This window comes from Enterobacter sp. K510 (assembly GCF_055804875.1).
On record NZ_JBNRLQ010000004.1, the window covers coordinates 258,598 to 279,445 of the forward strand.

A 20,848-nucleotide genomic window follows, 5' to 3' on the forward strand; every position below is an offset into this window, starting at 1 on the left:
TCGGGCGGTTAAAGCTTAACGATGCGCCAGTTCGGCGTTTTCTTCGCTGTTCAGAATGGTTTTGTCGGTCTGCTTCAGCCACTGGCTGGTGAGCGTACCGGCGGTCATTGAACCGCTAACGTTCAGTGCCGTACGACCCATATCGATCAGCGGCTCGACGGAGATCAGCAGCGCCACCAGCGTGACTGGCAGGCCCATGGCCGGCAGCACGATCAGCGCGGCGAATGTCGCGCCACCGCCCACACCGGCCACGCCCGCAGAGCTGAGGGTAACAATACCGACCAGGGTGGCGATCCACACCGGATCCAGCGGGTTAATGCCCACCGTCGGCGCAACCATCACCGCCAGCATCGCCGGGTACAATCCTGCACAGCCGTTCTGACCGATAGTCGCGCCAAAAGAGGCGGCAAAGCTGGCGATAGATTCCGGCACGCCCAGACGACGGGTCTGCGCTTCCACGTTCAGCGGAATGGACGCGGCGCTGGAGCGGCTGGTGAAGGCGAAGGTCAGTACGGGCCAGACTTTACGGAAGTATTTCATCGGGCTGATGCCGTTCGCACCCAGCAGAATACCATGCACCACAAACATGATCGCCAGACCAAGATAGGACGCCACCACAAAGCTGCCCAGTTTGATGATGTCCTGCAGGTTTGAACCTGCCACCACTTTGGTCATCAGCGCCAGTACACCGTACGGGGTCAGCTGCATCACCAGACGTACCAGCTTCATCACCCAGCTTTGCAGCGTGTCGATGGCGGTCAGCACACGCTGGCCTTTCGGGGCATCATCTTTCAGCAGCTTCAGCGCCGCCACACCGAGGAAGGCCGCGAAGATCACCACGCTGATAATGGAAGTCGGACTTGCGCCGGTCAGATCGGCAAACGGGTTTTTCGGCACGAACGACAGCAGCAGCTGCGGCACGGTCAGATCCGCCACTTTGCCGGCATAATTTGTCTGAATTGCCGCAAGACGCGCGCTTTCCGCGGTGCCCTGCACCAGACCTTCAGCCGTCAGACCAAACAGGTTGGTCACCAGCACGCCCACCAGCGCTGAAATCAGCGTGGTAAACAGCAGGGTGCCGATAGTCAGGAAGCTGATTTTACCCAGTTGCGAGGCGTTATGCAGACGCGCCACGGCGCTCAGGATAGAGGCGAATACCAGCGGCATCACGATCATTTGCAGTAACTGGACATAGCCATTACCGACGATATTGAACCACTGAATAGAATCTTTCAGCACCGGATTTTCGGCACCATAGATGGCCTGTAAGGCAAAACCAAAGACCACGCCGATCACCAGACCGACCAGCACTTTTTTAGCCAGGCTCCACTGTTTGTGGCGGGTTTGCGCCAGCAGGAACAGCAAAGCCACGAACACCACGATGTTCGCGATTAATGGAAAATTCATCCCCAATCTCCTGATGTGTTTTTATTTCAGCGTCAGTACACCTGTCTTGTTGGCGGAAGAGTAGCAGAAGTGTGATGTGGCGCTTATATCCAAATGGAATGGGTTATATTCAAACGCATAAATTCGTGGGTTTATTGACCGATCTGCTCATGAATAAAGCGGTTATACTGCATTTGCAGGGTATTGATCATCTGCGATGACCAGCGCACTGCACTGTTTTCCGTCATCGTCTGCGGCATAAACACCGCCCAGGTGAACAGCGCCATACAGAGCACGCGCTCAAGCTGATTGCCTTTCTGCGGCATCAGGATCGGCACGCGGAACCGCCAGCGGCACGGCCACAGTAAAGGCACGCCCGCAGGGGTCAGCATATCGGCGAGGATATGGCTCAGATAGCCGAGCACCAGCCCCTGTAGCGCATCGGCGGGCACCAGCCAGCTGTCGGGCACTTTCAGCATAAACAGCGTCAGGGCGATAAACACCGCCAGCAGGCTGTGCGTAAAGCCCCGGTGCCCGAAGGCACGGGCAATGGGTTTGGAGATCCATTTCAGCCGCTGACCGAGGAAAGATTTCGGGTGATCGATATCCGGCAGCAGACAGGTGAGGATGGCCGACGGGACAATATGCCACCAGTCCCCCTGCGCGAGCACAGGCGTCAGCTCGGCGTTTTTGGCAAACACCGCGCAGGCTATCGAAAAAAGAAGGTGGCCTTCCGCCGTCATGATTGCACTCGCTAAACTGTCGATGTATACAGTATAGGGTTTTTATACAGTAGGCGGAAGAGGTGACGGTGTAACTGTTTATCTCAATTGATGACTTAACGCGCAAGCCAGCCGCCGTCCACCGCCAGCGTATAGCCATTAATATAATCAGAGGCGCTGGACGCCAGGAATACCGCCGGGCCTTTCAGATCCTCAGGCGTCCCCCAGCGCGCAGCGGGAATACGGTTGATGATCTCTTCACTGCGCTGCGCATCTTCCCGTAATTGCTGAGTATTGTTAGTCGCCATATAACCCGGGGCAATGGCATTAACGTTAATATTATGCTTCGCCCATTCATTAGCCAGCAGGCGCGTCAGGCCGAGCACGCCGCTTTTCGAGGCGGTATAAGAGGGCACGCGGATACCGCCCTGGAAAGAGAGCATCGAGGCGATGTTAATGATTTTTCCGCCGCCGCCCTGGGCAATAAATTGTCGCGCCACCGCCTGACAGAGAAAAAAGGTGGCTTTCAGGTTAAGGTTAATGACGTCATCCCAGTCCTGCTCGCTGAAGTTCAGCGCATCCGCCCGGCGGATCGTGCCGGCATTATTGACCAGAATATCGAGGCGCCCCATCCGGCTTACCACTTCCTGCACCAGCGCATCATAAGACGCCTGCTGGCTCAGATCGGCCTGGATCGCCGTAAAACGACGTCCCAGCGCGGTCACTTTCTGTTCTGTTTCATGCGGATATTTGCGGTTAATGCCGACAATGTCACAGCCCGCTTCCGCCAGCCCCAGGCTCATCCCTTGTCCCAGCCCCGTGTCACAGCCGGTGACGATGGCAACTTTACCGCTTAAATTGAAGGCATCCAGTATCATACTCACCCCGATTGCTCTGATGTGTGCAGGCAGGCGCGCCTGATGGTGTTGAGCATAGAAGGAAGGGATTTGAAAAACAAATTAAAGTGAAATGATGTTTCAGTTTAATTGACGCGGGTAACAAAAGGGGGCCTGTTACCCGCAAAAAGCTTAACCGCGCAGGTGCGAAACGGTCAGCTCCGCCAGCGAGGACAGCTTCACATCGGCGAGGGCGTAACGGGGATCGCTCTGATTGGCTTCTTCCGGTACGACGATAGAGCGCATACGCGCGGCTTTCGAGGCAATCATACCGTTAACCGAATCTTCCAGCGCCACACAGGTGAGGGGATCGACTCCCAGCTTCGCGGCGCAATCCAGATAGACCTGCGGATGCGGCTTGCTGTAGGGCAGCGTCCCGGCAGAGGCGAGGGCATCGAAGTAATCGGTCAGCTCAAACATGGCGAGCACTTTTTCCAGCATGTGCAGCGGTGAAGCCGAGGCGAGGCCTATTTTCAACCCCTGCGCCTTACACAGCGTCAGTGCTTCACGCACGCCTGGCAGCAGCGGACGCTTTTCTTCCACCAGCGACAGCGAGCGGGCGATGATCCGTTCAGTCACTTCCCCGCGATCCGGGCCGTTCCACGGCTGCTGGGCATACCACAGATCCACCACCATATCGATGCGCAGACCGAGCGTATCGGGCAGTTCATTACGGCGGGTGATATCCACGCCCAGGCTTGCCATGACCTCCAGTTCAGCACGATCCCACAGGGGTTCTGAGTCGATGAGTAATCCGTCCATATCGAAAATAGCAGCAAGAATTTGACGCGGCGTAGACATTAAAACCTCTCCTTATTGGGGCGGGTATCAGGCCATTATGGCCTACTCCCTATGATAACGCCTCTAAAGAACAGGCGAAAATGAATATGAGCGGGTAAACTTAGGCGCAAATGGAACGTCTTTAACAAGGGGAATACATGACGTATCAACAAGCTGGACGCATTGCCGTGCTCAAACGTGTGATGGGGTGGGTTATTTTCATCCCGGCCTTTATTTCTACTCTGATCTCCGTACTGAAGTTTATGTACGAGCACAGCGAAAAGCAGCCCGGCATCAGCGCGGTGATGCAGGATTTCGCCCATGTGATGATCGAGATGATGCGTTTTAACACGCCGTTCCTGAATTTCTTCTGGTACAACTCGCCGCTGCCGGACTTTCATCAGCAGCTGAATATTGGCTTCTGGATCATTTACGCGCTGATTTTTATCGGCCTGGCGTTGCAGGCATCCGGCGCGCGCATGAGCCGTCAGGCTCGTTTTCTGCGGGAAAACGTTGAGGATATGACGATTCTGGAAAAAGCCAAAGGCGCAGAGGGGCTAAACCGCGAGCAAATTGAGGCGCGTATTGTGGTGCCTAATCATTCGATATTCCGCCAGTTTTTCACACTCTATATTCTGCCGGTGATCATTATCGTGCTCGGCTATCTGTTCTTTTCGCTGCTGGGTTTTCTTTAACGTTTCCGGCATTGCACCCGGCCTGCGTGTGATTTTTTGCGCCCGGCGGCGCGATGCTTGCCGGGCCTACGCTGTAATGTAGGCCGGGTAAGCGCAGCGCCACCCGGCGGTGGCGCTCACTGTTACGCCGCAAGGACACGATCCAGCGCTTTCTGCGCCGTTTCCAGATGCGGCCCGCCAAATAATATCGCCCGGTTAAACAGCGTATAAAGCTGATACAGCGGCTGCCGCTCCAGGAATCCTGCGGGGAGTGGCGATACGGACTGATAGCCGTCATAAATCTGCGGCGGTTGATCCGGATGCAGCGGCAGCATTGCCAGATCGCATTCCCGATCCCCCCAGTAACAGGCGGGATCGTAAATAAAGGGGCCGTCAGGACCAAGCGCGCAGTTGCCGGACCACAGATCGCCGTGCAGCAGCGCGGCCTGCGGCTGGTGCGACGCCAGACGCTGTTTTACATGCTCAACGATGGCGTCAATATTGCCGAACTCCAGCCCTTTTTCCGCGGCCAGCTCCAGCTGCCAGCCGATACGCTGTTCGGCAAAAAACGTCGACCAGCGGCGCTGCCAGGCGTTGGGCTGCGGCGTTGTGGAAAGATCGTTATCAAAGTCCAGCCCAAACTGCGGCTGATCGCTCCACTGGTGCAGACGGGCAAGCTGTTGTCCGAGCAAAAAAGCATTATGCGCATCCAGTGGGCGGGCAGGGAGATAATCCATCACCAGAAAGCAGTAATCACGATCGGCCCCCACCGCCCGGACAGCGGGAACACTGACGGTCTGACTACGGGAGAGCAGTTCAAGCTGATCGGCTTCCGCCGTGAAGATGGGCAACAGCTCGCGGCTATCGCATTTGACAAAAAAATCGTGTCCTGCATAACGGATATGCCAGGCGGCGTGGATTTCACCGCCCGGCAGTTCGTGACGTAACTCGATTTCACCCTCGCCAAAGGATTCACTCAACAGACGACTTATCGCTTGCCACATGATGTCTCTCCCCATGTTATCTGTCAGATCATAAGGTTAGCGCACTAATGCGGGACAAAATAAGAACTAACGCACACCTGAGCCGCCTGCTGTGTGCAATGGCACTTATTGTGCTTTTTGCTGCTCCGTTTGCCACGCTTCCCAGCGGGAAACGATAATTTCCGGCTGTTTATCCAGCGCGCTTTCCGCCAGAGCAGCGGACTGCGCTTTGACTTCCTCTTCACTCATGGCGGTGATCAGACCAAAAGTGTTGGTGCCGAGTTCATGTACCTTGCCATCATCGTCGGTCAGCGTCAGTAAAAATCCGGCGCGCGTGAAATGGTTATTCAGTTCGTTAATTTCACTCAGATTATCTTCGTGAAATTTGATCGTAACCACATAGCGCGTAATGTCACCACTGCTCATCGTTCACCTCGTTGTTATCCTGAAAGTTTTTTTAGCATAGTCGACGTGAGAAATTTGGCGACCACAGGGATGGATGATTTCCCCCGCCAGGCGGCAGGGGAAAGGGGTATTAATGACGAACCAGATAATCGTAGATTTTTTGCGTGTCCTCATGGCCGCACAGACGCGTACCCTGATTAATGGTCGCCGCGCTGCCTGCCGCCACGCCAAAACGCACCATTTCCGTTAAAGAAGCGCCTTCCGCCAGCTTCAGGGTCATGGCGCCGACCATGCTGTCACCGGCACCCACGGTGCTCTGGCTTTTCATCGGCGGCGGCACCACATGCACGCACTCGCTGCCGTCAACGCCCAGCGCGCCCTGAGGCCCCAGCGAAACCACCACGCGACGGACTTTGCCGCTGTTTACCAGCTCCTGCGCCGCTTTGCGCACGTCATCCGGCTGGGTGAGCGGGCGATTTACCAGCGCGCTCAGCTCTTTCTGGTTAGGCTTCACCAGTTCAATGTTGCCAATCTCCAGCGCGGCGGTCAGGGCATCGCCGGAGCTGTCGATAATGCAGCGGATACCCTGCTGCTGGGCGGCTTTAATCAACTGCACCCAGGCCTCCAGTTGCACGCCGGGGGGCAGGCTGCCGCTTAAAACCAGCAGCGCGCCGCTCTCAATAGCCAGCACTTTTTCTTCCAGTTTGCGGAATTCATCGGCGCTGAGCGCAGCGCCCGGCATCACAAATCGGTACTGCTCGCCGCTGGCCTCAACATGCACATGCAGGTTCTGACGGGTCCAGTCCTGGGTTTCAACGCTCTGTGTCGGGACGTTTTCATCTGCCAGCAGAGCGGTAAGATGTTCGCCGGTCGCGCCGCCGGCCGGGAAAATGGCCGTGGCTTTGCCGCCCAGATGGGTAATGGCGCGGGCAACGTTAATTCCGCCCCCGCCAGGCTCAAATACTGGTGCAGTACAACGGAGTTTACCTTCGGGATAAATTTGCGGCGTTAAGGTCGCGCTGTCCAGCGACGGGGCAAGCGTTAATGTATAGATGCGGGTCATCTTTACCTCCTTTTAGCGTGAATCTTTTAAGCCTGGCACCGTTCCGGCAGATAGCAACGTAAATAAACGTATGATTTATCTTGTGAAGTTGAATTTAATTTGCGTCAGGTTGATATACACTTAATGCCGGTTTGAGAGCTCTCTTATTCAAAAAATGAAATAAGAATTCATTGCTATGTTAATTGAGCCTTTTTATAATTTGTTACCTTTCTCAGGACGGTTACGCGTTGATCCTGATGTAAGTTTCCGGGACCGTGATGGTCTCTTTTTTTGTTGTACGGACTCTTTATAAATGAAGCTTTTAAAGACAGTACCCGCAGTTGTTATGCTTGCGGGAGGCGTGCTTGCGTCACTGAATGCTGCCGCAGATGATACCGTTTTTACTGTCATGGATGACCCCTCCACTGCACAGAAACCCTTTGAAGGTAATCTGAACGCAGGCTACCTGGCCCAGTCAGGTAACACCAAGAGTTCCTCGCTGACCGCTGACTCCACCCTGACCTGGTACGGCAATACCACGGCCTGGTCCCTGTGGGGCAATGCCAGCAACACCTCTTCGAATGACGAGCGCTCGTCTGAGAAATATGCGGTGGGCGGACGCTCGCGCTTCAACGTGACCGATGCGGATTACCTGTTTGGCCAGGCCAGCTGGTTGACCGACCGTTACAACGGTTATCGTCAGCGTGATATCCTCACCGCTGGTTATGGTCGCCAGTTCCTGAATGGGCCGGTGCACAGCCTGCGTTTTGAATTCGGTCCGGGCGTACGTTATGACGAGTACACCGACGGCGACAATAAAACACAGCCGCTGGGTTATGCGTCAGGGACTTATGCCTGGCAGATGACAGATAACACTAAGTTCACGCAGGGTGTTTCGGTATTTGGCGCTGATGATACGACGCTGAACTCTGAAACCGCGCTGAATGTGGCGATTAACGAACACTTTGGCCTGAAGGTGGCATATAACGTTACCTGGAACTCTGAGCCACCGGCCTCCGCGCCGGAGCACACCGATCGTCGTACGGTCGTGTCGTTAGGTTATAAGATGTAATTGATTTTGGGCCGAAATTTTCGGCCCGCTTTATATATTTCAGATTAATTAATGACGCGCTTAAAATCTCAATATGCGGTTTTAGCTTATTAAAAATTACGTTTCTCCATAATTTCTCCTCATTTATCTCTTCGGACACACATTCAATTTATTTGACAAGATTTGATAAATTATTCGACTGTTCAAAAGTGTGATCCAGCTCTAAACTTACTGTCATGGGTCAATAATGCCCAACCTGACGTACGGTATTAAGTTAAAAAGAGAAGAATCATTATGAAAACATTTAAAACTATCGCAGCAGCAGCGGTGCTTTCAGCCCTGTCCTTTGGCGTTTTCGCTGCTGACACCGCGTATACACCTGCCAGTGACACTACCAAACCCTCGGCTACTTTCCAGGCGAAAGATATCGAAGCCGGTTCTAACATTCAGCCAGGCGCACCGTCTACCGGCCGTTCCGCCGATGATGCTTTTAATGTTAAAACGCTGGTTGCCGGAGAGTGGTATTAATCCGCTTCCCGCTTTCGTTATTAACTTCGCTAATTACGATTAAAAAACCGGATGACGATGTACCGGTTTTTTTATGTCCGTAATAAGGTCAGCAAATTCTCCGGCAGCTGATTCGCAATCTTCAAAACCGCGTTCTGACTCTCCTGCAAAATCTGCGCTTTTATTTGCTTACTGGTTTCCAGCGCGTAGTCTGCATCCATAATACGACTCTGAGCCGTTTGGGTGGACAGCGTCTGTTGTGACAATACCGATTTGGCTGAATCAAAGCGGTTCATCCACGCCCCGTACTGCGCGCGATAGCCGCTTACCTTTGCCAGCGCGTTATCGAGCGCGCCCATAGCGCTACTGGCCGACTGCGCCGAACTCAGGCTGGTGTCGCGAATGCCCAGCGTTTTGGTGTCGGCTGGCGTGGCGGTCATGGTCATTGCCTGAATATCATCGCCAAAATTGGCGCTGGTGATCACCTCTATCGGGCCACTCTTTTTCGGCGGTGTGGCAGGGGTGATGGTCGGCGCAGGCAGATTTCCCCAGGTCAGGTTGCTGGTAAAGGAACCGCTGCCAACGATCACCACGATCAGGTCTTCACTGACGTTATCGATGGTCAGGCGCTCAAGGCGGTTGGTGCCATTCGAGCCGTCGTTGTACGCGCCTATGCCCCGGTCTTCATAACGATCGCCATCGCCACTGTAGGTGATGGTCATGCCGTTATAATTCAGCGTCGCGCTGCCGTTGAGGTTCCAGGCCGCGCCGCCTTCGATAAGCTGGCTGTCGTCATACGTTGCGCCGCTCTGAAAACCGTTGGCCGCGGTCAGCAATTTACTGTCGGCTTTCGCCGCATCGGTGATGCCGCGGCTGACCCAGGTATAATCCGGATCCGGCCCGGTAAAGGGCGTGCCCGCCAGATGCTTGCCATCACGGGTAAAAAGCTGAATGTCATCATCCAGACCGAGGGAGTCGATGGTCAGATTGATATTGGTCGAACCCGCGGGTAAATAAGCCAGCGGTACCACCCCTGAGCTAAAGGTATAATTGCTACCGGCAACGGGAAATTTACTGCTGATCGGCGCCACGTCGCCAATCAGGGCAGGGGGCAGTTCCGGGTTCGCCGTAGCCAGCGGGTATTTACCAAAAATTTCCGTTTGTTCGGAAAGATCGTTGATCCCGGCCAGAATACTTTCATATTCATTCTGGATGCTGCTCCGGTCGCTTTCCGAGAGTGTGTCATTAACGGACTGAATGGCCAGACTTTTAGCGCGGATCAAAAGATTTGCCACCGACCCGAGGCTTCCGTCTGCGGTTTGTGCGAGACTGGTCGCGTCATCCAGCCCACGGGAAATCACCGTGTCGGCATTAATGTTCGAGCGCATTCTGTTGGTAATAGCAAGCCCGGCCGCGTCATCCATGGCTGAATTGATGCGTAATCCTGACGACAGCCTGGCGATGGTTTGCGAAAGGAGCGATGTGGTGCTTTGCCTCGCAACCAGATTCAGCCCGGCGATCGCATTATGATTAATAGCTTGCATGTGCGTTTCTTAACGATTCTCTTGGCCCCGGATAACCAGGTCATCGGCAAAATACGCCATGACTTTAATGCAAATCTTCAGTATTGCTGGCGTTCTTCACAGGTATCCGGGCAAGAATAGGTCTAAAATTTCGACATACCAGACACTTAGCCGAAGCCAGCGGATTTTATGTAAAGCCGGAATTTACATAAGCACTGTGAATGAGTCGCCCGTAGCTTCACGCAATATTAAGGCTTAGCTTGACGCCATCGCTATTTTTCGTTGAGCTACAGCCGACCAGCACGATTAACTAAAGGGGTGAATGTGGGAAATCAGGCGAAAGACGACGAGTTATACCAGGAGATGTGCCGCGTAGTGGGTAAAGTGGTGCTGGAGATGCGCGATCTGGGCCAGGAGCCGAAGCATATCGTTATTGCTGGCGTATTACGTACCTCGCTTGCTAACCAGCGTATCGTCCGGTCTGAATTAACCAAAGTCGCCATGGAGGCGGTTATTAAAGCGTTGTCGAACACGGCCTGACCCGTATTTCCCCTGATCAGCCTTTAAACCAACGGCATAGACGTGTAGTATCAGGGGTGAGCTTATCCGCAGAGGATAAGGGTGCGGTTGTTAAACCCTGCACAGATTCCGCAGAGTGAAGCGGAAAGCCTTATCTAAACTGCTGATAATTATTAGAAAATAGTTTTGTATGTGATCTTTCGTGTGGGTCACCACTGCAAATAAGGATATAAAATGCCAGTTATTACCCTTCCTGACGGCAGTCAACGTCACTTCGATAAAGCCGTAAGCCCATTAGATGTCGCACTGGATATCGGTCCTGGTCTCGCGAAAGCGTGTATCGCCGGACGTGTTAATGGCGAGCTGGTCGATGCAACCGATCTAATAGAAAACGATGCGCAGCTGGCTATCATCACCGCAAAAGATGAAGATGGTCTGGAAATTATTCGTCACTCCTGTGCGCACCTGTTGGGTCATGCCATTAAGCAACTGTGGCCGAATACCAAAATGGCTATCGGTCCGGTTATCGATAATGGCTTCTATTATGATATTGACCTTGACCATACCCTGACGCAGGAAGATCTCGACGCGCTCGAAAAACGTATGCACGAGCTCGCCGAAACCAATTACGATGTCATCAAGAAAAAAGTCAGCTGGCACGAAGCGCGTGAAACCTTCGCGTCCCGCGGCGAGAGCTACAAAGTCTCTATCCTTGATGAAAACATTGCCCACGATGATAAGCCTGGCTTGTATCATCATCAGGAATACGTCGACATGTGCCGTGGTCCGCACGTGCCGAATATGCGTTTCTGCCATCACTTTAAACTGATGAAAACCGCGGGCGCGTACTGGCGTGGCGACAGCAACAATAAAATGTTGCAGCGTATCTACGGCACCGCATGGGCAGATAAAAAAGCGCTGAACGCCTATTTACAGCGTCTTGAAGAAGCCGCTAAACGCGATCACCGTAAAATCGGTAAACAGCTCGACCTGTATCATATGCAGGAAGAAGCGCCGGGTATGGTATTCTGGCATAACGATGGCTGGACTATTTTCCGTGAACTGGAAACTTTTGTACGTTCTAAACTGAAAGAGTACCAGTATCAGGAAGTGAAAGGCCCGTTCATGATGGACCGTGTGCTGTGGGAAAAAACCGGCCACTGGGACAACTATAAAGATGCGATGTTCACCACCTCCTCGGAGAACCGTGAATACTGCATCAAGCCGATGAACTGCCCGGGTCACGTGCAGATCTTCAATCAGGGTCTAAAATCTTACCGTGACCTGCCGCTGCGTATGGCAGAGTTTGGTAGTTGTCACCGTAATGAGCCGTCAGGCGCGTTACATGGACTGATGCGTGTACGTGGTTTCACTCAGGATGATGCCCATATCTTCTGTACAGAAGAGCAGGTGCGTGATGAAGTGAACGCCTGTATTCGTTTGGTCTACGATATGTACAGCACCTTTGGCTTCGAGAAGATCGTCGTCAAACTTTCCACTCGCCCCGAAAAACGTATCGGTAGCGATGAAATGTGGGATCGTGCTGAGGCGGATCTGGCAGTCGCGCTGGAAGAAAACAACATCCCGTTTGAATATCAGCTGGGTGAAGGCGCGTTCTACGGTCCGAAAATTGAATTTACCCTGTATGACTGCCTCGATCGTGCATGGCAGTGCGGTACGGTACAGCTGGACTTCTCCTTGCCGTCTCGTCTGAGCGCCTCTTATGTGGGCGAAAACAACGAGCGACAAGTTCCGGTAATGATTCACCGCGCGATCCTCGGTTCTCTGGAGCGCTTTATCGGCATCCTGACCGAAGAATTTGCGGGCTTCTTCCCGACCTGGCTTGCGCCAGTGCAGGTAGTGGTGATGAATATTACTGATTCTCAGGCTGAATATGTCAACGAATTGACCCGCAAACTGCAAAATGCCGGCATTCGCGTTAAAGCAGACTTGAGAAACGAGAAGATTGGCTTTAAAATCCGCGAGCACACTTTACGTCGTGTCCCTTATATGCTGGTTTGTGGCGATAAAGAGGTTGAAGCCGGCAAAGTCGCCGTGCGTACCCGTCGTGGTAAAGACCTGGGTAGCCTGGACGTAAATGACGTTATCGAGAAGCTGCAACAAGAGATTCGCAGCCGCAGTCTTCAACAACTGGAGGAATAAGGTATTAAAGGCGGAAAACGAGTTCAAACGGCGCGACCGAATCGCATCAATGGCGAGATTCGCGCCACAGAAGTTCGCTTAACAGGTCTGGAAGGCGAGCAGCTTGGTATTGTGAATTTGAGAGAAGCTCTGGAAAAAGCTGAAGAAGCCGGGGTCGATTTAGTAGAAATTAGCCCTAACGCCGAGCCGCCCGTTTGTCGTATAATGGATTACGGCAAGTTCCTCTATGAAAAAAGCAAATCTTCTAAGGAACAGAAGAAGAAGCAAAAAGTTATCCAGGTTAAGGAAATCAAATTCCGACCTGGTACAGATGAAGGTGACTATCAGGTAAAACTCCGCAGCCTGATTCGCTTTCTCGAAGAGGGTGACAAGGCCAAGATCACACTGCGTTTCCGCGGTCGTGAGATGGCCCACCAACAGATCGGTATGGAAGTGCTTAATCGCGTGAAAGAAGATCTGGGTGAACTGGCAGTGGTCGAATCCTTCCCTACGAAGATCGAAGGCCGCCAGATGATCATGGTGCTTGCTCCTAAGAAGAAACAGTAAGGCCATCAAGTAATCATTCCTGTGGGCCACGCTCACGGGACTGATTCGCCTTTGTTTCGTTTATTAACAATGCGAAGTGGAAGTTATTAAAATGCCAAAAATTAAGACCGTACGCGGTGCTGCTAAGCGCTTCAAAAAAACCGGTAAAGGTGGTTTTAAGCACAAGCACGCTAACCTGCGTCATATTCTGACCAAAAAAGCTACTAAGCGTAAACGTCACCTGCGCCCGAAAGCCATGGTTTCTAAAGGCGATCTGGGTCTGGTAATCGCGTGCCTTCCGTACGCATAAGTCGTTAACCTTTTAACTTTTTAAGAATAGATACAGGAGAGCACACATGGCTCGCGTAAAACGTGGTGTAGTTGCACGTGCACGTCACAAGAAAATTTTGAAACAAGCTAAAGGTTACTACGGTGCGCGTTCACGCGTATACCGCGTTGCCTTCCAGGCTGTTATCAAAGCAGGTCAGTACGCTTATCGTGACCGTCGTCAGAAAAAGCGTCAGTTCCGTCAACTGTGGATTGCGCGTATTAACGCAGCAGCACGTCAGAACGGTATTTCTTACAGCAAATTCATCAACGGCCTGAAAAAAGCCTCTGTTGAAATCGACCGTAAGATTCTGGCTGACATCGCTGTATTCGACAAAGTGGCATTCTCTGCCCTGGTCGAAAAAGCGAAAGCAGCTCTGGCATAAGCCAGTGAAGAGAGGGGGCTTAGCTCCCTCTTTTTTATTTGTAATACCGTCATTTTGTTGACAATTCGTCGTCCGGCCTTTTCAATAGGCAGTATCGGTTTTTCCACACAAGGTAACGCAAGCATGAATGCTGCTATTTTCCGCTTCTTTTTTTACTTTAGCACCTGAATCCGGGAGGCTAGCGCGTGAAAGAAGAAACGAAAAACAGCGCCAGAAAGCCTCCTGATGGAGGCTTTTTTTATGCCTGATTTTTAAAAATAAGAGACCACCATAACGGTGTCTGCACCGACATAATGAGGAAAACCATGTCACATCTCGCAGAGCTGGTTGCCAGCGCCAGGGCAGCCATTAACGAGGCTTCAGATATTGCTGCATTAGATAATGTGCGCGTTGAATATCTGGGTAAAAAAGGGCAACTGACCCTTCAGATGACCACCCTGCGTGAGTTGCCAGCTGAAGAACGTCCGGCAGCCGGTGCGGTGATCAACGAAGCCAAAGAGCAGGTTCAGCAGGCGCTGAACGCCCGCAAAGCCGATCTGGAAAACGCCGCGCTGAACGCCCGTCTGGCCGCGGAAACCATTGATGTGTCCCTGCCGGGACGCCGTACTGAAAACGGTGGGCTGCACCCGGTAACCCGTACCATCGATCGTATCGAAAGCTTCTTCGGCGAGCTTGGCTTTACCGTGGCCACCGGCCCGGAAATCGAAGACGATTACCATAACTTTGATGCCCTGAATATTCCGGGTCATCATCCGGCGCGCGCCGATCACGATACCTTCTGGTTCGATGCCACCCGCCTGCTGCGTACGCAGACTTCTGGCGTACAGATCCGCACCATGGCGAACCAGCAGCCGCCGATCCGTATTATCGCGCCAGGTCGTGTTTACCGTAACGATTACGACCAGACGCACACCCCAATGTTCCATCAGATGGAAGGCCTGATCGTTGATACCAACATCAGCTTCACCAACCTGAAAGGAACGCTGCACGACTTCCTGCGTAACTTCTTTGAAGAAGATCTGCAGATCCGCTTCCGTCCGTCCTATTTCCCGTTCACCGAACCGTCCGCGGAAGTGGATGTGATGGGTAAAAACGGCAAATGGCTGGAAGTGCTGGGCTGCGGCATGGTGCATCCAAACGTGCTGCGCAACGTCGGTATCGATCCGGAAGTCTATTCCGGCTTCGCCTTCGGCATGGGTATGGAACGTCTGACCATGCTGCGCTATGGCGTAACCGATTTACGTGCATTCTTCGAAAACGATCTGCGTTTCCTCAAACAGTTTAAATAAGGCAGGACAACATAATGAAATTCAGTGAACTGTGGTTACGCGAATGGGTTAATCCGGCGATCGACAGCGACGCGCTCTCCGATCAGATCACCAAGGCGGGTCTGGAAGTGGACGGCGTGGAGCCGGTCGCAGGCCGTTTTAACGGTGTGGTAGTGGGTGAAGTGATGGAGTGCGGTCAGCACCCGAACGCCGACAAACTGCGCGTCACCAAAGTCAACGTCGGCGGCGACCGCCTGCTTGATATCGTCTGCGGCGCGCCGAACTGCCGTCAGGGCCTGAAAGTGGCAGTGGCAACCGTTGGCGCTGTGCTGCCGGGCGATTTCAAAATCAAAGCGGCAAAACTGCGCGGCGAGCCGTCTGAAGGCATGCTCTGCTCCTTCTCGGAACTGGGTATTTCCGACGATCATAACGGCATTATCGAGCTGCCCGCCGATGCGCCCATTGGCACCGACCTGCGCGACTACCTGAAGCTTGACGATAACACCATCGAAATCAGCGTGACGCCAAACCGCGCCGATTGCCTCGGCATTATCGGCGTTGCCCGCGACGTGGCGGTGCTGAACCAGGCGCCGCTGATGGAGCCGGAAATCGCGCCCGTAGCCGCAACTATCAACGATACGCTGCCGATCGCCGTTGAAGCCGCCGATGCCTGCCCGCGTTATCTGGGCCGCGTCGTGAAAGGCATCAACGTCAGCGCGCCGACGCCGCTGTGGATGAAAGAGAAACTCCGCCGCTGCGGTATTCGTTCTGTCGATGCCGTGGTTGACGTGACCAACTATGTGCTGCTGGAACTCGGCCAGCCGATGCACGCCTTCGATCTGAACCGCATTGACGGCGGTATCGTGGTGCGCATGGCGAAAGAGGGCGAAACCCTGGTATTGCTGGACGGCAACGAAGCCAAACTCAATGCCGACACCCTGGTGATCGCCGACCACAGCAAGGCGCTGGCGATGGCCGGTATTTTCGGCGGCGAACACTCCGGCGTGAATGACCAGACCCAGGACGTACTGCTGGAATGCGCATTCTTCAGCCCGCTGTCCATTACCGGCCGCGCACGCCGTCACGGTCTGCATACCGATGCGTCCCACCGTTACGAGCGTGGCGTGGATCCGGCGCTGCAGTTCAAAGCCATGGAGCGCGCCACCCGTCTGCTGATCGACATCTGCGGCGGCAATGCCGGTCCGGTGATTGACGTGACCAATGACGCCGCGCTGCCGAAAGCGGCGACCATCACCCTGCGTCGCAGCAAACTGGATCGTCTGATTGGTCATCATATTGCCGATGAGCAGGTCAGCGACATCCTGCGCCGTCTGGGCTGTGAAGTCACCGAAGGTCAGGACCAGTGGCAGGCTGTGGCGCCGAGCTGGCGTTTCGATATCGCGATTGAAGAAGACCTGGTTGAAGAAGTCGCCCGTATTTACGGCTACAACAATATTCCGGACGAGCCGGTGCAGGCTGGCCTGATCATGGGTCAGCACCGCGAAGCGGATCTGTCGCTGAAGCGCGTGAAAACGCTGCTTATCGACAGAGGCTATCAGGAAGTCATTACCTACAGCTTCGTGGATCCTAAGGTGCAGCAACTGGTGCATCCGGGCGCGGAAGCGCTGATCCTGCCAAGCCCGATCTCCAGCGAAATGTCGGCCATGCGGTTGTCCCTGTGGACGGGCCTGCTGACAACCGTGGTCTATAACCAGAACCGTCAGCAGAACCGCGTGCGCATTTTTGAATCCGGCCTGCGTTTTGTGCCGGATACCACAGCGGATCTGGGTATCCGTCAGGATCTGATGCTGGCGGGCGTTATTTGTGGCAACCGTCACGATGAACACTGGAATCTGGCAAAAGAGAGCGTTGATTTCTATGATTTGAAAGGCGATCTGGAATCCGTGCTCGATCTGACCGGCAAACTGAACGAGATTCAGTTCCAGGCAGAGGCCAATCCGGCGTTGCATCCGGGCCAGGCTGCCGCGATTTATCTGAAAGGTGAACGCGTTGGTTTCATTGGTGTTGTGCATCCTGAACTGGAGCGCAAGCTGGATCTCAATGGTCGTACCATCGTGTTTGAGCTGGAGTGGAACAAGGTCGCAGACCGCGTGGTGCCTCAGGCGCAGGAGATTTCCCGCTTCCCGGCAAACCGCCGCGACATCGCTGTTGTGGTCGCTGAAAATGTACCCGCAGCAGATGTTTTGGCCGAATGTAAGAAAGTTGGCGTAAATCAGGTAGTTGGCGTAAACTTATTTGACGTGTACCGCGGCAAGGGTGTGGCGGAGGGCTATAAGAGCCTCGCTATCAGCCTGATCCTTCAGGATAACAGCCGTACACTCGAAGAAGAGGAGATTGCCGCTACCGTTGCCAGATGCGTAGAGGCATTAAAAGAGCGATTCCAGGCATCATTGAGGGATTGAACCTATGGCGCTAACAAAAGCTGAAATGTCAGAATATCTGTTTGATAAGCTTGGGCTTAGCAAACGGGATGCCAAAGAGCTTGTAGAGTTGTTTTTCGAAGAGATCCGTCGCGCTCTGGAAAACGGTGAACAGGTGAAACTCTCTGGCTTCGGTAATTTCGATTTGCGTGATAAGAATCAACGCCCGGGACGTAACCCGAAAACGGGCGAAGATATTCCCATTACAGCCCGGCGCGTGGTGACCTTCAGACCCGGCCAGAAGTTAAAAAGCCGCGTTGAAAACGCTTCGCCCAAAGCAGAGTAATCTGAACTAACCAAAAAGGCCGCCATCGCGGCCTTTTTTCTTTCCTCATTGCAATATCAGCATTAAAATCAAACACATCATTTCACCGTATCCCGGACATTATGCAGGCACTTGCCCGTCTTCAGCACCGTCGCGATCGCCGCAGACTGTGTATCCTCGCCCTGGTACTGCTTATCGCCTGCACCCTCAGCCTGTGCGCCGGGGACCAGTGGATCGCGCCCGACGCCTGGCTTAGCGACAGCGGTCGCCTGTTCGTCGGGCAAATTCGCCTGCCGCGAACCCTGGCGGTAATGCTGGTGGGCGGCGCGCTGGCGCTGTGCGGGGCCGTAATGCAGGCGCTGTTTGAAAACCCGCTGGCGGAGCCGGGGCTGCTGGGCGTGTCGAACGGGGCGGGCGTCGGGTTGATTGCCGCCGTGCTGCTCGGCCAGGGCATGCTGCCTGAATGGGCGCTGGGGCTGTGCGCCATCCTGGGGGCGCTGCTCATTACGCTGATCCTGTTGCGTTTTGCACGGCGTCATCTCTCCACCAGCCGACTGCTGCTGGCGGGGGTCGCGCTGGGCATTATCTGTAGCGCCCTCATGACATGGGCTATTTATTTTTCCACGTCCTTTGATTTACGCCAGCTGATGTACTGGATGATGGGCGGCTTTGGCGGCGTCGACTGGCAGCAGAGCTGGCTGATGCTGGCGCTGGTCCCGGTGATGGCGTGGGTATGCCTTCAGTCGCAGCCGCTTAACATGCTGGCGCTGGGGGAAATCTCCGCCCGCCAGCTGGGCTTGCCGCTGTGGCTGTGGCGCAACGTGCTGGTGGTCGCCACCGGCTGGATGGTCGGCGTGAGCGTGGCGCTGGCAGGCGCAATTGGCTTTATCGGCCTGGTTATTCCCCATATTCTGCGTCTGTGCGGTATGACCGACCATCGCGTGCTGCTGCCCGCCTGTGCGCTGGCAGGGGCGGCGGCGCTGCTGTTCGCCGATATTGTGGCGCGTCTGGCGCTCAGCGCGGCAGAGCTTCCCATCGGCGTTGTGACCGCCACGCTGGGCGCACCTGTATTTATCTGGCTATTATTAAAGGCCGGGCGCTAAGACCCGGCTATACGATCTGCAAACTAAGGGGATGTTATGCAACACGATATTTTACATACCGACGTGATCACCATTGATGGCGAACATACGACGCTCGAACAATACGCAGGCAAAGTGCTGCTGATCGTTAATGTCGCGTCTAAATGCGGCCTGACGTCGCAGTATGAACAACTGGAAAATATCCAGAAAGCCTGGAAAGACGCCGGATTAGTGGTGCTCGGTTTCCCGTGCAATCAGTTCCTCGGTCAGGAGCCGGGCAGCGAAGAAGAGATCAAAACCTTCTGCAGCACCACCTATGGCGTGACCTTCCCGATGTTCAGCAAAATCGACGTCAACGGCGAAAACCGTCACCCGCTGTATCAGAAACTGATTGCAGCCGCCCCAACCGCCGTTGCGCCGGAAGCGAGCGGTTTTCATGAGCGTCTGGCCAGTAAAGGCCGCGCGCCGCTGTATCCGGATGACATCCTGTGGAACTTCGAAAAATTCCTCATTGGTCGTGACGGCCAGGTGGTGCAGCGTTTCTCACCGGACATGACCCCGGAAGATCCGATTGTCATGGAAGCCATTAAGGCCGCGCTGGCGAAATAATGTCGGCGTTGATGCAATTACAGGATGTGGAGGCGCCGGGCCGACTCGGGCCGCTCAGCGGCGAGATCGGCAGGGGCGAGATCCTGCACCTGGTCGGCCCCAACGGTGCCGGTAAAAGCACGCTGCTGGCGCGTATGGCCGGGCTGACCCAGGGCAAGGGCAGGGTGATGTTTAACGACACATCCCTGGACGCCTGGCCCGCCACCTCCCTTGCCCGCCACCGCGCGTATCTTGCGCAGCAGCAGATGCCGCCGTTCTCCATGCCGGTATGGCATTTTCTGTCGTTGCATCAACCGCACAACCCGGACGCGGCGCTGTGCGAGTCAGTCGCCGCCGCGCTTGGCCTGAGCGATAAGCTTGGACGCGCCACCAGCCAGCTTTCCGGCGGTGAATGGCAGCGTGTGCGGCTGGCGGCCGTCATTTTGCAGATCCATCCGCAGGGAAATGCTGACGGGCAACTCTTGTTGCTGGATGAGCCGATGAACAGTCTCGACGTGGCACAGCAGGCTGCGCTGGACAGGCTGCTCAGCGCGATGTGTGCGGCGGGGGTGACGATTGTCATGAGCAGCCACGATCTTAATCATACGCTGCGCCACGCGCACCGTGCATGGCTTCTGCGCAGGGGGCAACTGGTCGCCGGTGGTACGCGTGACCAGGTGATGACGCCGGTCAATCTCGAAAAAGCTTATCAGATCCCGTTTCGCCGCCTGAACATTGAGGGACATAGCGTGCTGATTTCCGCCCGCTAAGTGAATGGCAACTTGCGCAGGACACGACACACAGGCTAAATTTCTGCTGAAATAATAAAGTAAAGGATGCGTCCGGTATGCGTTACTGGTTTTTACTCGCAGCAGCGTTGTTTCTGGCAGGGTGCAGCAGCCATCGCGCACCGCCGCCAAATCCCCGTCTTTCTGATTCGATCACCGTTATCGCCGGTCTTAACGATCAGCTCAGCAACTGGCGCGGCACGCCTTACCGCTATGGCGGCATGAGCCGTGGCGGCGTGGATTGTTCCGGCTTTGTACTGATGACCTTCAGAGATAAGTTCGATCTGCAACTGCCGCGCGAAACCCGCCAGCAGGCAAAGATTGGCACCGAAATCGACAAGGACGATTTGTTGCCAGGCGATCTGGTGTTTTTCAAAACGGGATCGGGTGAAAACGGTCTGCACGTCGGCATTTACGATAGCGACAATAAGTTTATTCATGCTTCCACCAGTCGGGGGGTGATGCGCTCATCGCTGGATAATATTTACTGGCGTAAAAACTTCTGGCAGGCCCGCCGCATATAAATG

The 20,848-nt window shown here is 54.4% G+C and carries 24 protein-coding genes and 1 other annotated feature; of the genes, 16 read left to right on the forward strand and 8 right to left on the reverse strand.

Features of this window, described 5'->3' with window-relative positions:
- Nucleotides 1-15: 15 nt before the first annotated feature.
- From ACQUTD_RS09055 to hxpB, 4 genes are all read right to left on the reverse strand, one after another.
- Nucleotides 16-1,407 (reverse strand): cation:dicarboxylate symporter family transporter, encoded by a 1,392-nt coding sequence (locus tag ACQUTD_RS09055; protein WP_473274823.1) that lies wholly within the window; start codon nt 1,405-1,407, stop codon nt 16-18.
- Nucleotides 1,408-1,538: 131 nt separating this feature from the next.
- Nucleotides 1,539-2,129 carry a metal-dependent hydrolase gene (locus ACQUTD_RS09060; protein ID WP_072568255.1) on the reverse strand — a complete coding sequence of 197 codons (591 nt, stop codon included), beginning with the start codon at nt 2,127-2,129 and terminating at the stop codon, nt 1,539-1,541.
- Nucleotides 2,130-2,224: 95 nt separating this feature from the next.
- Nucleotides 2,225-2,986 (reverse strand): 2-dehydro-3-deoxy-D-gluconate 5-dehydrogenase KduD, encoded by a 762-nt coding sequence (kduD, locus tag ACQUTD_RS09065; protein WP_473274991.1) that lies wholly within the window; start codon nt 2,984-2,986, stop codon nt 2,225-2,227.
- 150 nt (nt 2,987-3,136) lie between these two features.
- Nucleotides 3,137-3,805: a hexitol phosphatase HxpB gene (gene hxpB / locus ACQUTD_RS09070; RefSeq protein ID WP_473274820.1), complete on the reverse strand. Its 669-nt coding sequence runs from the start codon at nt 3,803-3,805 to the stop codon at nt 3,137-3,139.
- Nucleotides 3,806-3,942: 137 nt separating this feature from the next.
- Between hxpB and ACQUTD_RS09075 the strand changes: the two genes are divergently transcribed.
- Nucleotides 3,943-4,479 carry a YniB family protein gene (locus ACQUTD_RS09075; RefSeq protein WP_473274819.1) on the forward strand — a complete coding sequence of 179 codons (537 nt, stop codon included), beginning with the start codon at nt 3,943-3,945 and terminating at the stop codon, nt 4,477-4,479.
- Between the two features lie 122 nt (nt 4,480-4,601).
- Here the strand turns inward: ACQUTD_RS09075 and ACQUTD_RS09080 are convergent, their stop codons facing one another.
- From ACQUTD_RS09080 to pfkB, 3 genes are all read right to left on the reverse strand, one after another.
- Nucleotides 4,602-5,462: a fructosamine kinase family protein gene (locus tag ACQUTD_RS09080; RefSeq protein ID WP_473274818.1), complete on the reverse strand. Its 861-nt coding sequence runs from the start codon at nt 5,460-5,462 to the stop codon at nt 4,602-4,604.
- Nucleotides 5,463-5,567: 105 nt separating this feature from the next.
- A complete protein-coding gene (gene ghoS / locus ACQUTD_RS09085) occupies nt 5,568-5,867 on the reverse strand; it encodes a type V toxin-antitoxin system endoribonuclease antitoxin GhoS (protein ID WP_473274817.1) in 300 nt (99 codons plus the stop codon).
- A gap of 109 nt (nt 5,868-5,976) precedes the next feature.
- On the reverse strand, nt 5,977-6,909 hold the full coding sequence (gene pfkB, locus ACQUTD_RS09090; RefSeq protein ID WP_072568261.1) for a 6-phosphofructokinase II: 933 nt from the start codon (nt 6,907-6,909) through the stop codon (nt 5,977-5,979).
- 292 nt (nt 6,910-7,201) lie between these two features.
- On the opposite strand from pfkB, the gene ACQUTD_RS09095 reads away from it, so the two are divergent.
- Complete coding sequence (locus ACQUTD_RS09095; RefSeq protein WP_072568262.1) at nt 7,202-7,960, forward strand: DUF481 domain-containing protein; 759 nt, start codon at nt 7,202-7,204, stop codon at nt 7,958-7,960.
- Nucleotides 7,961-8,233: 273 nt separating this feature from the next.
- Nucleotides 8,234-8,467, forward strand: coding sequence for a hypothetical protein (locus ACQUTD_RS09100; RefSeq protein WP_318363115.1), 234 nt, complete (start codon nt 8,234-8,236; stop codon nt 8,465-8,467).
- Nucleotides 8,468-8,538: 71 nt separating this feature from the next.
- On the opposite strand, the gene ACQUTD_RS09105 is transcribed toward ACQUTD_RS09100, so the two are convergent.
- A complete protein-coding gene (locus tag ACQUTD_RS09105; RefSeq protein WP_473274816.1) occupies nt 8,539-9,990 on the reverse strand; it encodes a flagellin N-terminal helical domain-containing protein in 1,452 nt (483 codons plus the stop codon).
- Nucleotides 9,991-10,293: 303 nt separating this feature from the next.
- Between ACQUTD_RS09105 and fumD the strand changes: the two genes are divergently transcribed.
- From fumD to ACQUTD_RS09170, 13 genes are all read left to right on the forward strand, one after another.
- Nucleotides 10,294-10,509: a fumarate hydratase FumD gene (gene fumD / locus ACQUTD_RS09110; RefSeq protein ID WP_072568265.1), complete on the forward strand. Its 216-nt coding sequence runs from the start codon at nt 10,294-10,296 to the stop codon at nt 10,507-10,509.
- Between the two features lie 213 nt (nt 10,510-10,722).
- Nucleotides 10,723-12,651 (forward strand): threonine--tRNA ligase, encoded by a 1,929-nt coding sequence (thrS, locus tag ACQUTD_RS09115; protein ID WP_318363113.1) that lies wholly within the window; start codon nt 10,723-10,725, stop codon nt 12,649-12,651.
- A gap of 3 nt (nt 12,652-12,654) precedes the next feature.
- Entirely contained in the window at nt 12,655-13,197 is a 543-nt protein-coding gene (infC, locus tag ACQUTD_RS09120; RefSeq protein WP_072568267.1) for a translation initiation factor IF-3, read from the forward strand.
- Between the two features lie 91 nt (nt 13,198-13,288).
- Nucleotides 13,289-13,486, forward strand: a complete 198-nt coding sequence (rpmI, locus tag ACQUTD_RS09125) for a 50S ribosomal protein L35 (RefSeq protein ID WP_001124225.1) — start codon at nt 13,289-13,291, stop codon at nt 13,484-13,486.
- Between the two features lie 46 nt (nt 13,487-13,532).
- Nucleotides 13,533-13,889 carry a 50S ribosomal protein L20 gene (gene rplT / locus ACQUTD_RS09130; protein WP_045442118.1) on the forward strand — a complete coding sequence of 119 codons (357 nt, stop codon included), beginning with the start codon at nt 13,533-13,535 and terminating at the stop codon, nt 13,887-13,889.
- A gap of 118 nt (nt 13,890-14,007) precedes the next feature.
- Nucleotides 14,008-14,131, forward strand: a sequence feature (Phe leader region).
- Nucleotides 14,013-14,057 (forward strand): pheST operon leader peptide PheM, encoded by a 45-nt coding sequence (gene pheM, locus ACQUTD_RS09135; RefSeq protein ID WP_001386830.1) that lies wholly within the window; start codon nt 14,013-14,015, stop codon nt 14,055-14,057. It overlaps the preceding feature by 45 nt.
- Before the next feature lie 63 nt (nt 14,132-14,194).
- Nucleotides 14,195-15,178, forward strand: a complete 984-nt coding sequence (pheS, locus tag ACQUTD_RS09140) for a phenylalanine--tRNA ligase subunit alpha (RefSeq protein WP_072568269.1) — start codon at nt 14,195-14,197, stop codon at nt 15,176-15,178.
- Between the two features lie 14 nt (nt 15,179-15,192).
- Entirely contained in the window at nt 15,193-17,580 is a 2,388-nt protein-coding gene (gene pheT / locus ACQUTD_RS09145; RefSeq protein WP_473274809.1) for a phenylalanine--tRNA ligase subunit beta, read from the forward strand.
- 4 nt (nt 17,581-17,584) lie between these two features.
- Complete coding sequence (gene ihfA, locus ACQUTD_RS09150) at nt 17,585-17,884, forward strand: integration host factor subunit alpha (protein WP_006820203.1); 300 nt, start codon at nt 17,585-17,587, stop codon at nt 17,882-17,884.
- A gap of 101 nt (nt 17,885-17,985) precedes the next feature.
- Complete coding sequence (gene btuC / locus ACQUTD_RS09155) at nt 17,986-18,966, forward strand: vitamin B12 ABC transporter permease BtuC (RefSeq protein ID WP_473274807.1); 981 nt, start codon at nt 17,986-17,988, stop codon at nt 18,964-18,966.
- Nucleotides 18,967-19,002: 36 nt separating this feature from the next.
- A complete protein-coding gene (locus tag ACQUTD_RS09160; protein ID WP_072568272.1) occupies nt 19,003-19,554 on the forward strand; it encodes a glutathione peroxidase in 552 nt (183 codons plus the stop codon).
- Nucleotides 19,554-20,303, forward strand: a complete 750-nt coding sequence (gene btuD, locus ACQUTD_RS09165; RefSeq protein WP_473274804.1) for a vitamin B12 ABC transporter ATP-binding protein BtuD — start codon at nt 19,554-19,556, stop codon at nt 20,301-20,303. The genes ACQUTD_RS09160 and btuD overlap by 1 nt, the downstream gene beginning before the upstream one ends.
- Before the next feature lie 77 nt (nt 20,304-20,380).
- Nucleotides 20,381-20,845 (forward strand): NlpC/P60 family protein, encoded by a 465-nt coding sequence (locus tag ACQUTD_RS09170; RefSeq protein ID WP_473274802.1) that lies wholly within the window; start codon nt 20,381-20,383, stop codon nt 20,843-20,845.
- Nucleotides 20,846-20,848: the final 3 nt, after the last annotated feature.

Coding starts and splice junctions, on each gene's coding strand:
- pfkB (WP_072568261.1), bottom strand. CDS start 6,909: ATGACCCGCATCTATACATTAACGCTTGCCCCGTCGCTGGACAGCGCG.
- ACQUTD_RS09060 (WP_072568255.1), bottom strand. CDS start 2,129: ATGACGGCGGAAGGCCACCTTCTTTTTTCGATAGCCTGCGCGGTGTTT.
- ACQUTD_RS09105 (WP_473274816.1), bottom strand. CDS start 9,990: ATGCAAGCTATTAATCATAATGCGATCGCCGGGCTGAATCTGGTTGCG.
- btuC (WP_473274807.1), top strand. CDS start 17,986: ATGCAGGCACTTGCCCGTCTTCAGCACCGTCGCGATCGCCGCAGACTG.
- ghoS (WP_473274817.1), bottom strand. CDS start 5,867: ATGAGCAGTGGTGACATTACGCGCTATGTGGTTACGATCAAATTTCAC.
- rpmI (WP_001124225.1), top strand. CDS start 13,289: ATGCCAAAAATTAAGACCGTACGCGGTGCTGCTAAGCGCTTCAAAAAA.
- thrS (WP_318363113.1), top strand. CDS start 10,723: ATGCCAGTTATTACCCTTCCTGACGGCAGTCAACGTCACTTCGATAAA.
- ACQUTD_RS09080 (WP_473274818.1), bottom strand. CDS start 5,462: ATGTGGCAAGCGATAAGTCGTCTGTTGAGTGAATCCTTTGGCGAGGGT.
- pheS (WP_072568269.1), top strand. CDS start 14,195: ATGTCACATCTCGCAGAGCTGGTTGCCAGCGCCAGGGCAGCCATTAAC.
- ACQUTD_RS09075 (WP_473274819.1), top strand. CDS start 3,943: ATGACGTATCAACAAGCTGGACGCATTGCCGTGCTCAAACGTGTGATG.
- ACQUTD_RS09170 (WP_473274802.1), top strand. CDS start 20,381: ATGCGTTACTGGTTTTTACTCGCAGCAGCGTTGTTTCTGGCAGGGTGC.
- kduD (WP_473274991.1), bottom strand. CDS start 2,986: ATGATACTGGATGCCTTCAATTTAAGCGGTAAAGTTGCCATCGTCACC.
- pheT (WP_473274809.1), top strand. CDS start 15,193: ATGAAATTCAGTGAACTGTGGTTACGCGAATGGGTTAATCCGGCGATC.
- btuD (WP_473274804.1), top strand. CDS start 19,554: ATGTCGGCGTTGATGCAATTACAGGATGTGGAGGCGCCGGGCCGACTC.
- ACQUTD_RS09055 (WP_473274823.1), bottom strand. CDS start 1,407: ATGAATTTTCCATTAATCGCGAACATCGTGGTGTTCGTGGCTTTGCTG.
- ACQUTD_RS09100 (WP_318363115.1), top strand. CDS start 8,234: ATGAAAACATTTAAAACTATCGCAGCAGCAGCGGTGCTTTCAGCCCTG.
- ACQUTD_RS09160 (WP_072568272.1), top strand. CDS start 19,003: ATGCAACACGATATTTTACATACCGACGTGATCACCATTGATGGCGAA.
- ihfA (WP_006820203.1), top strand. CDS start 17,585: ATGGCGCTAACAAAAGCTGAAATGTCAGAATATCTGTTTGATAAGCTT.
- hxpB (WP_473274820.1), bottom strand. CDS start 3,805: ATGTCTACGCCGCGTCAAATTCTTGCTGCTATTTTCGATATGGACGGA.
- ACQUTD_RS09095 (WP_072568262.1), top strand. CDS start 7,202: ATGAAGCTTTTAAAGACAGTACCCGCAGTTGTTATGCTTGCGGGAGGC.
- rplT (WP_045442118.1), top strand. CDS start 13,533: ATGGCTCGCGTAAAACGTGGTGTAGTTGCACGTGCACGTCACAAGAAA.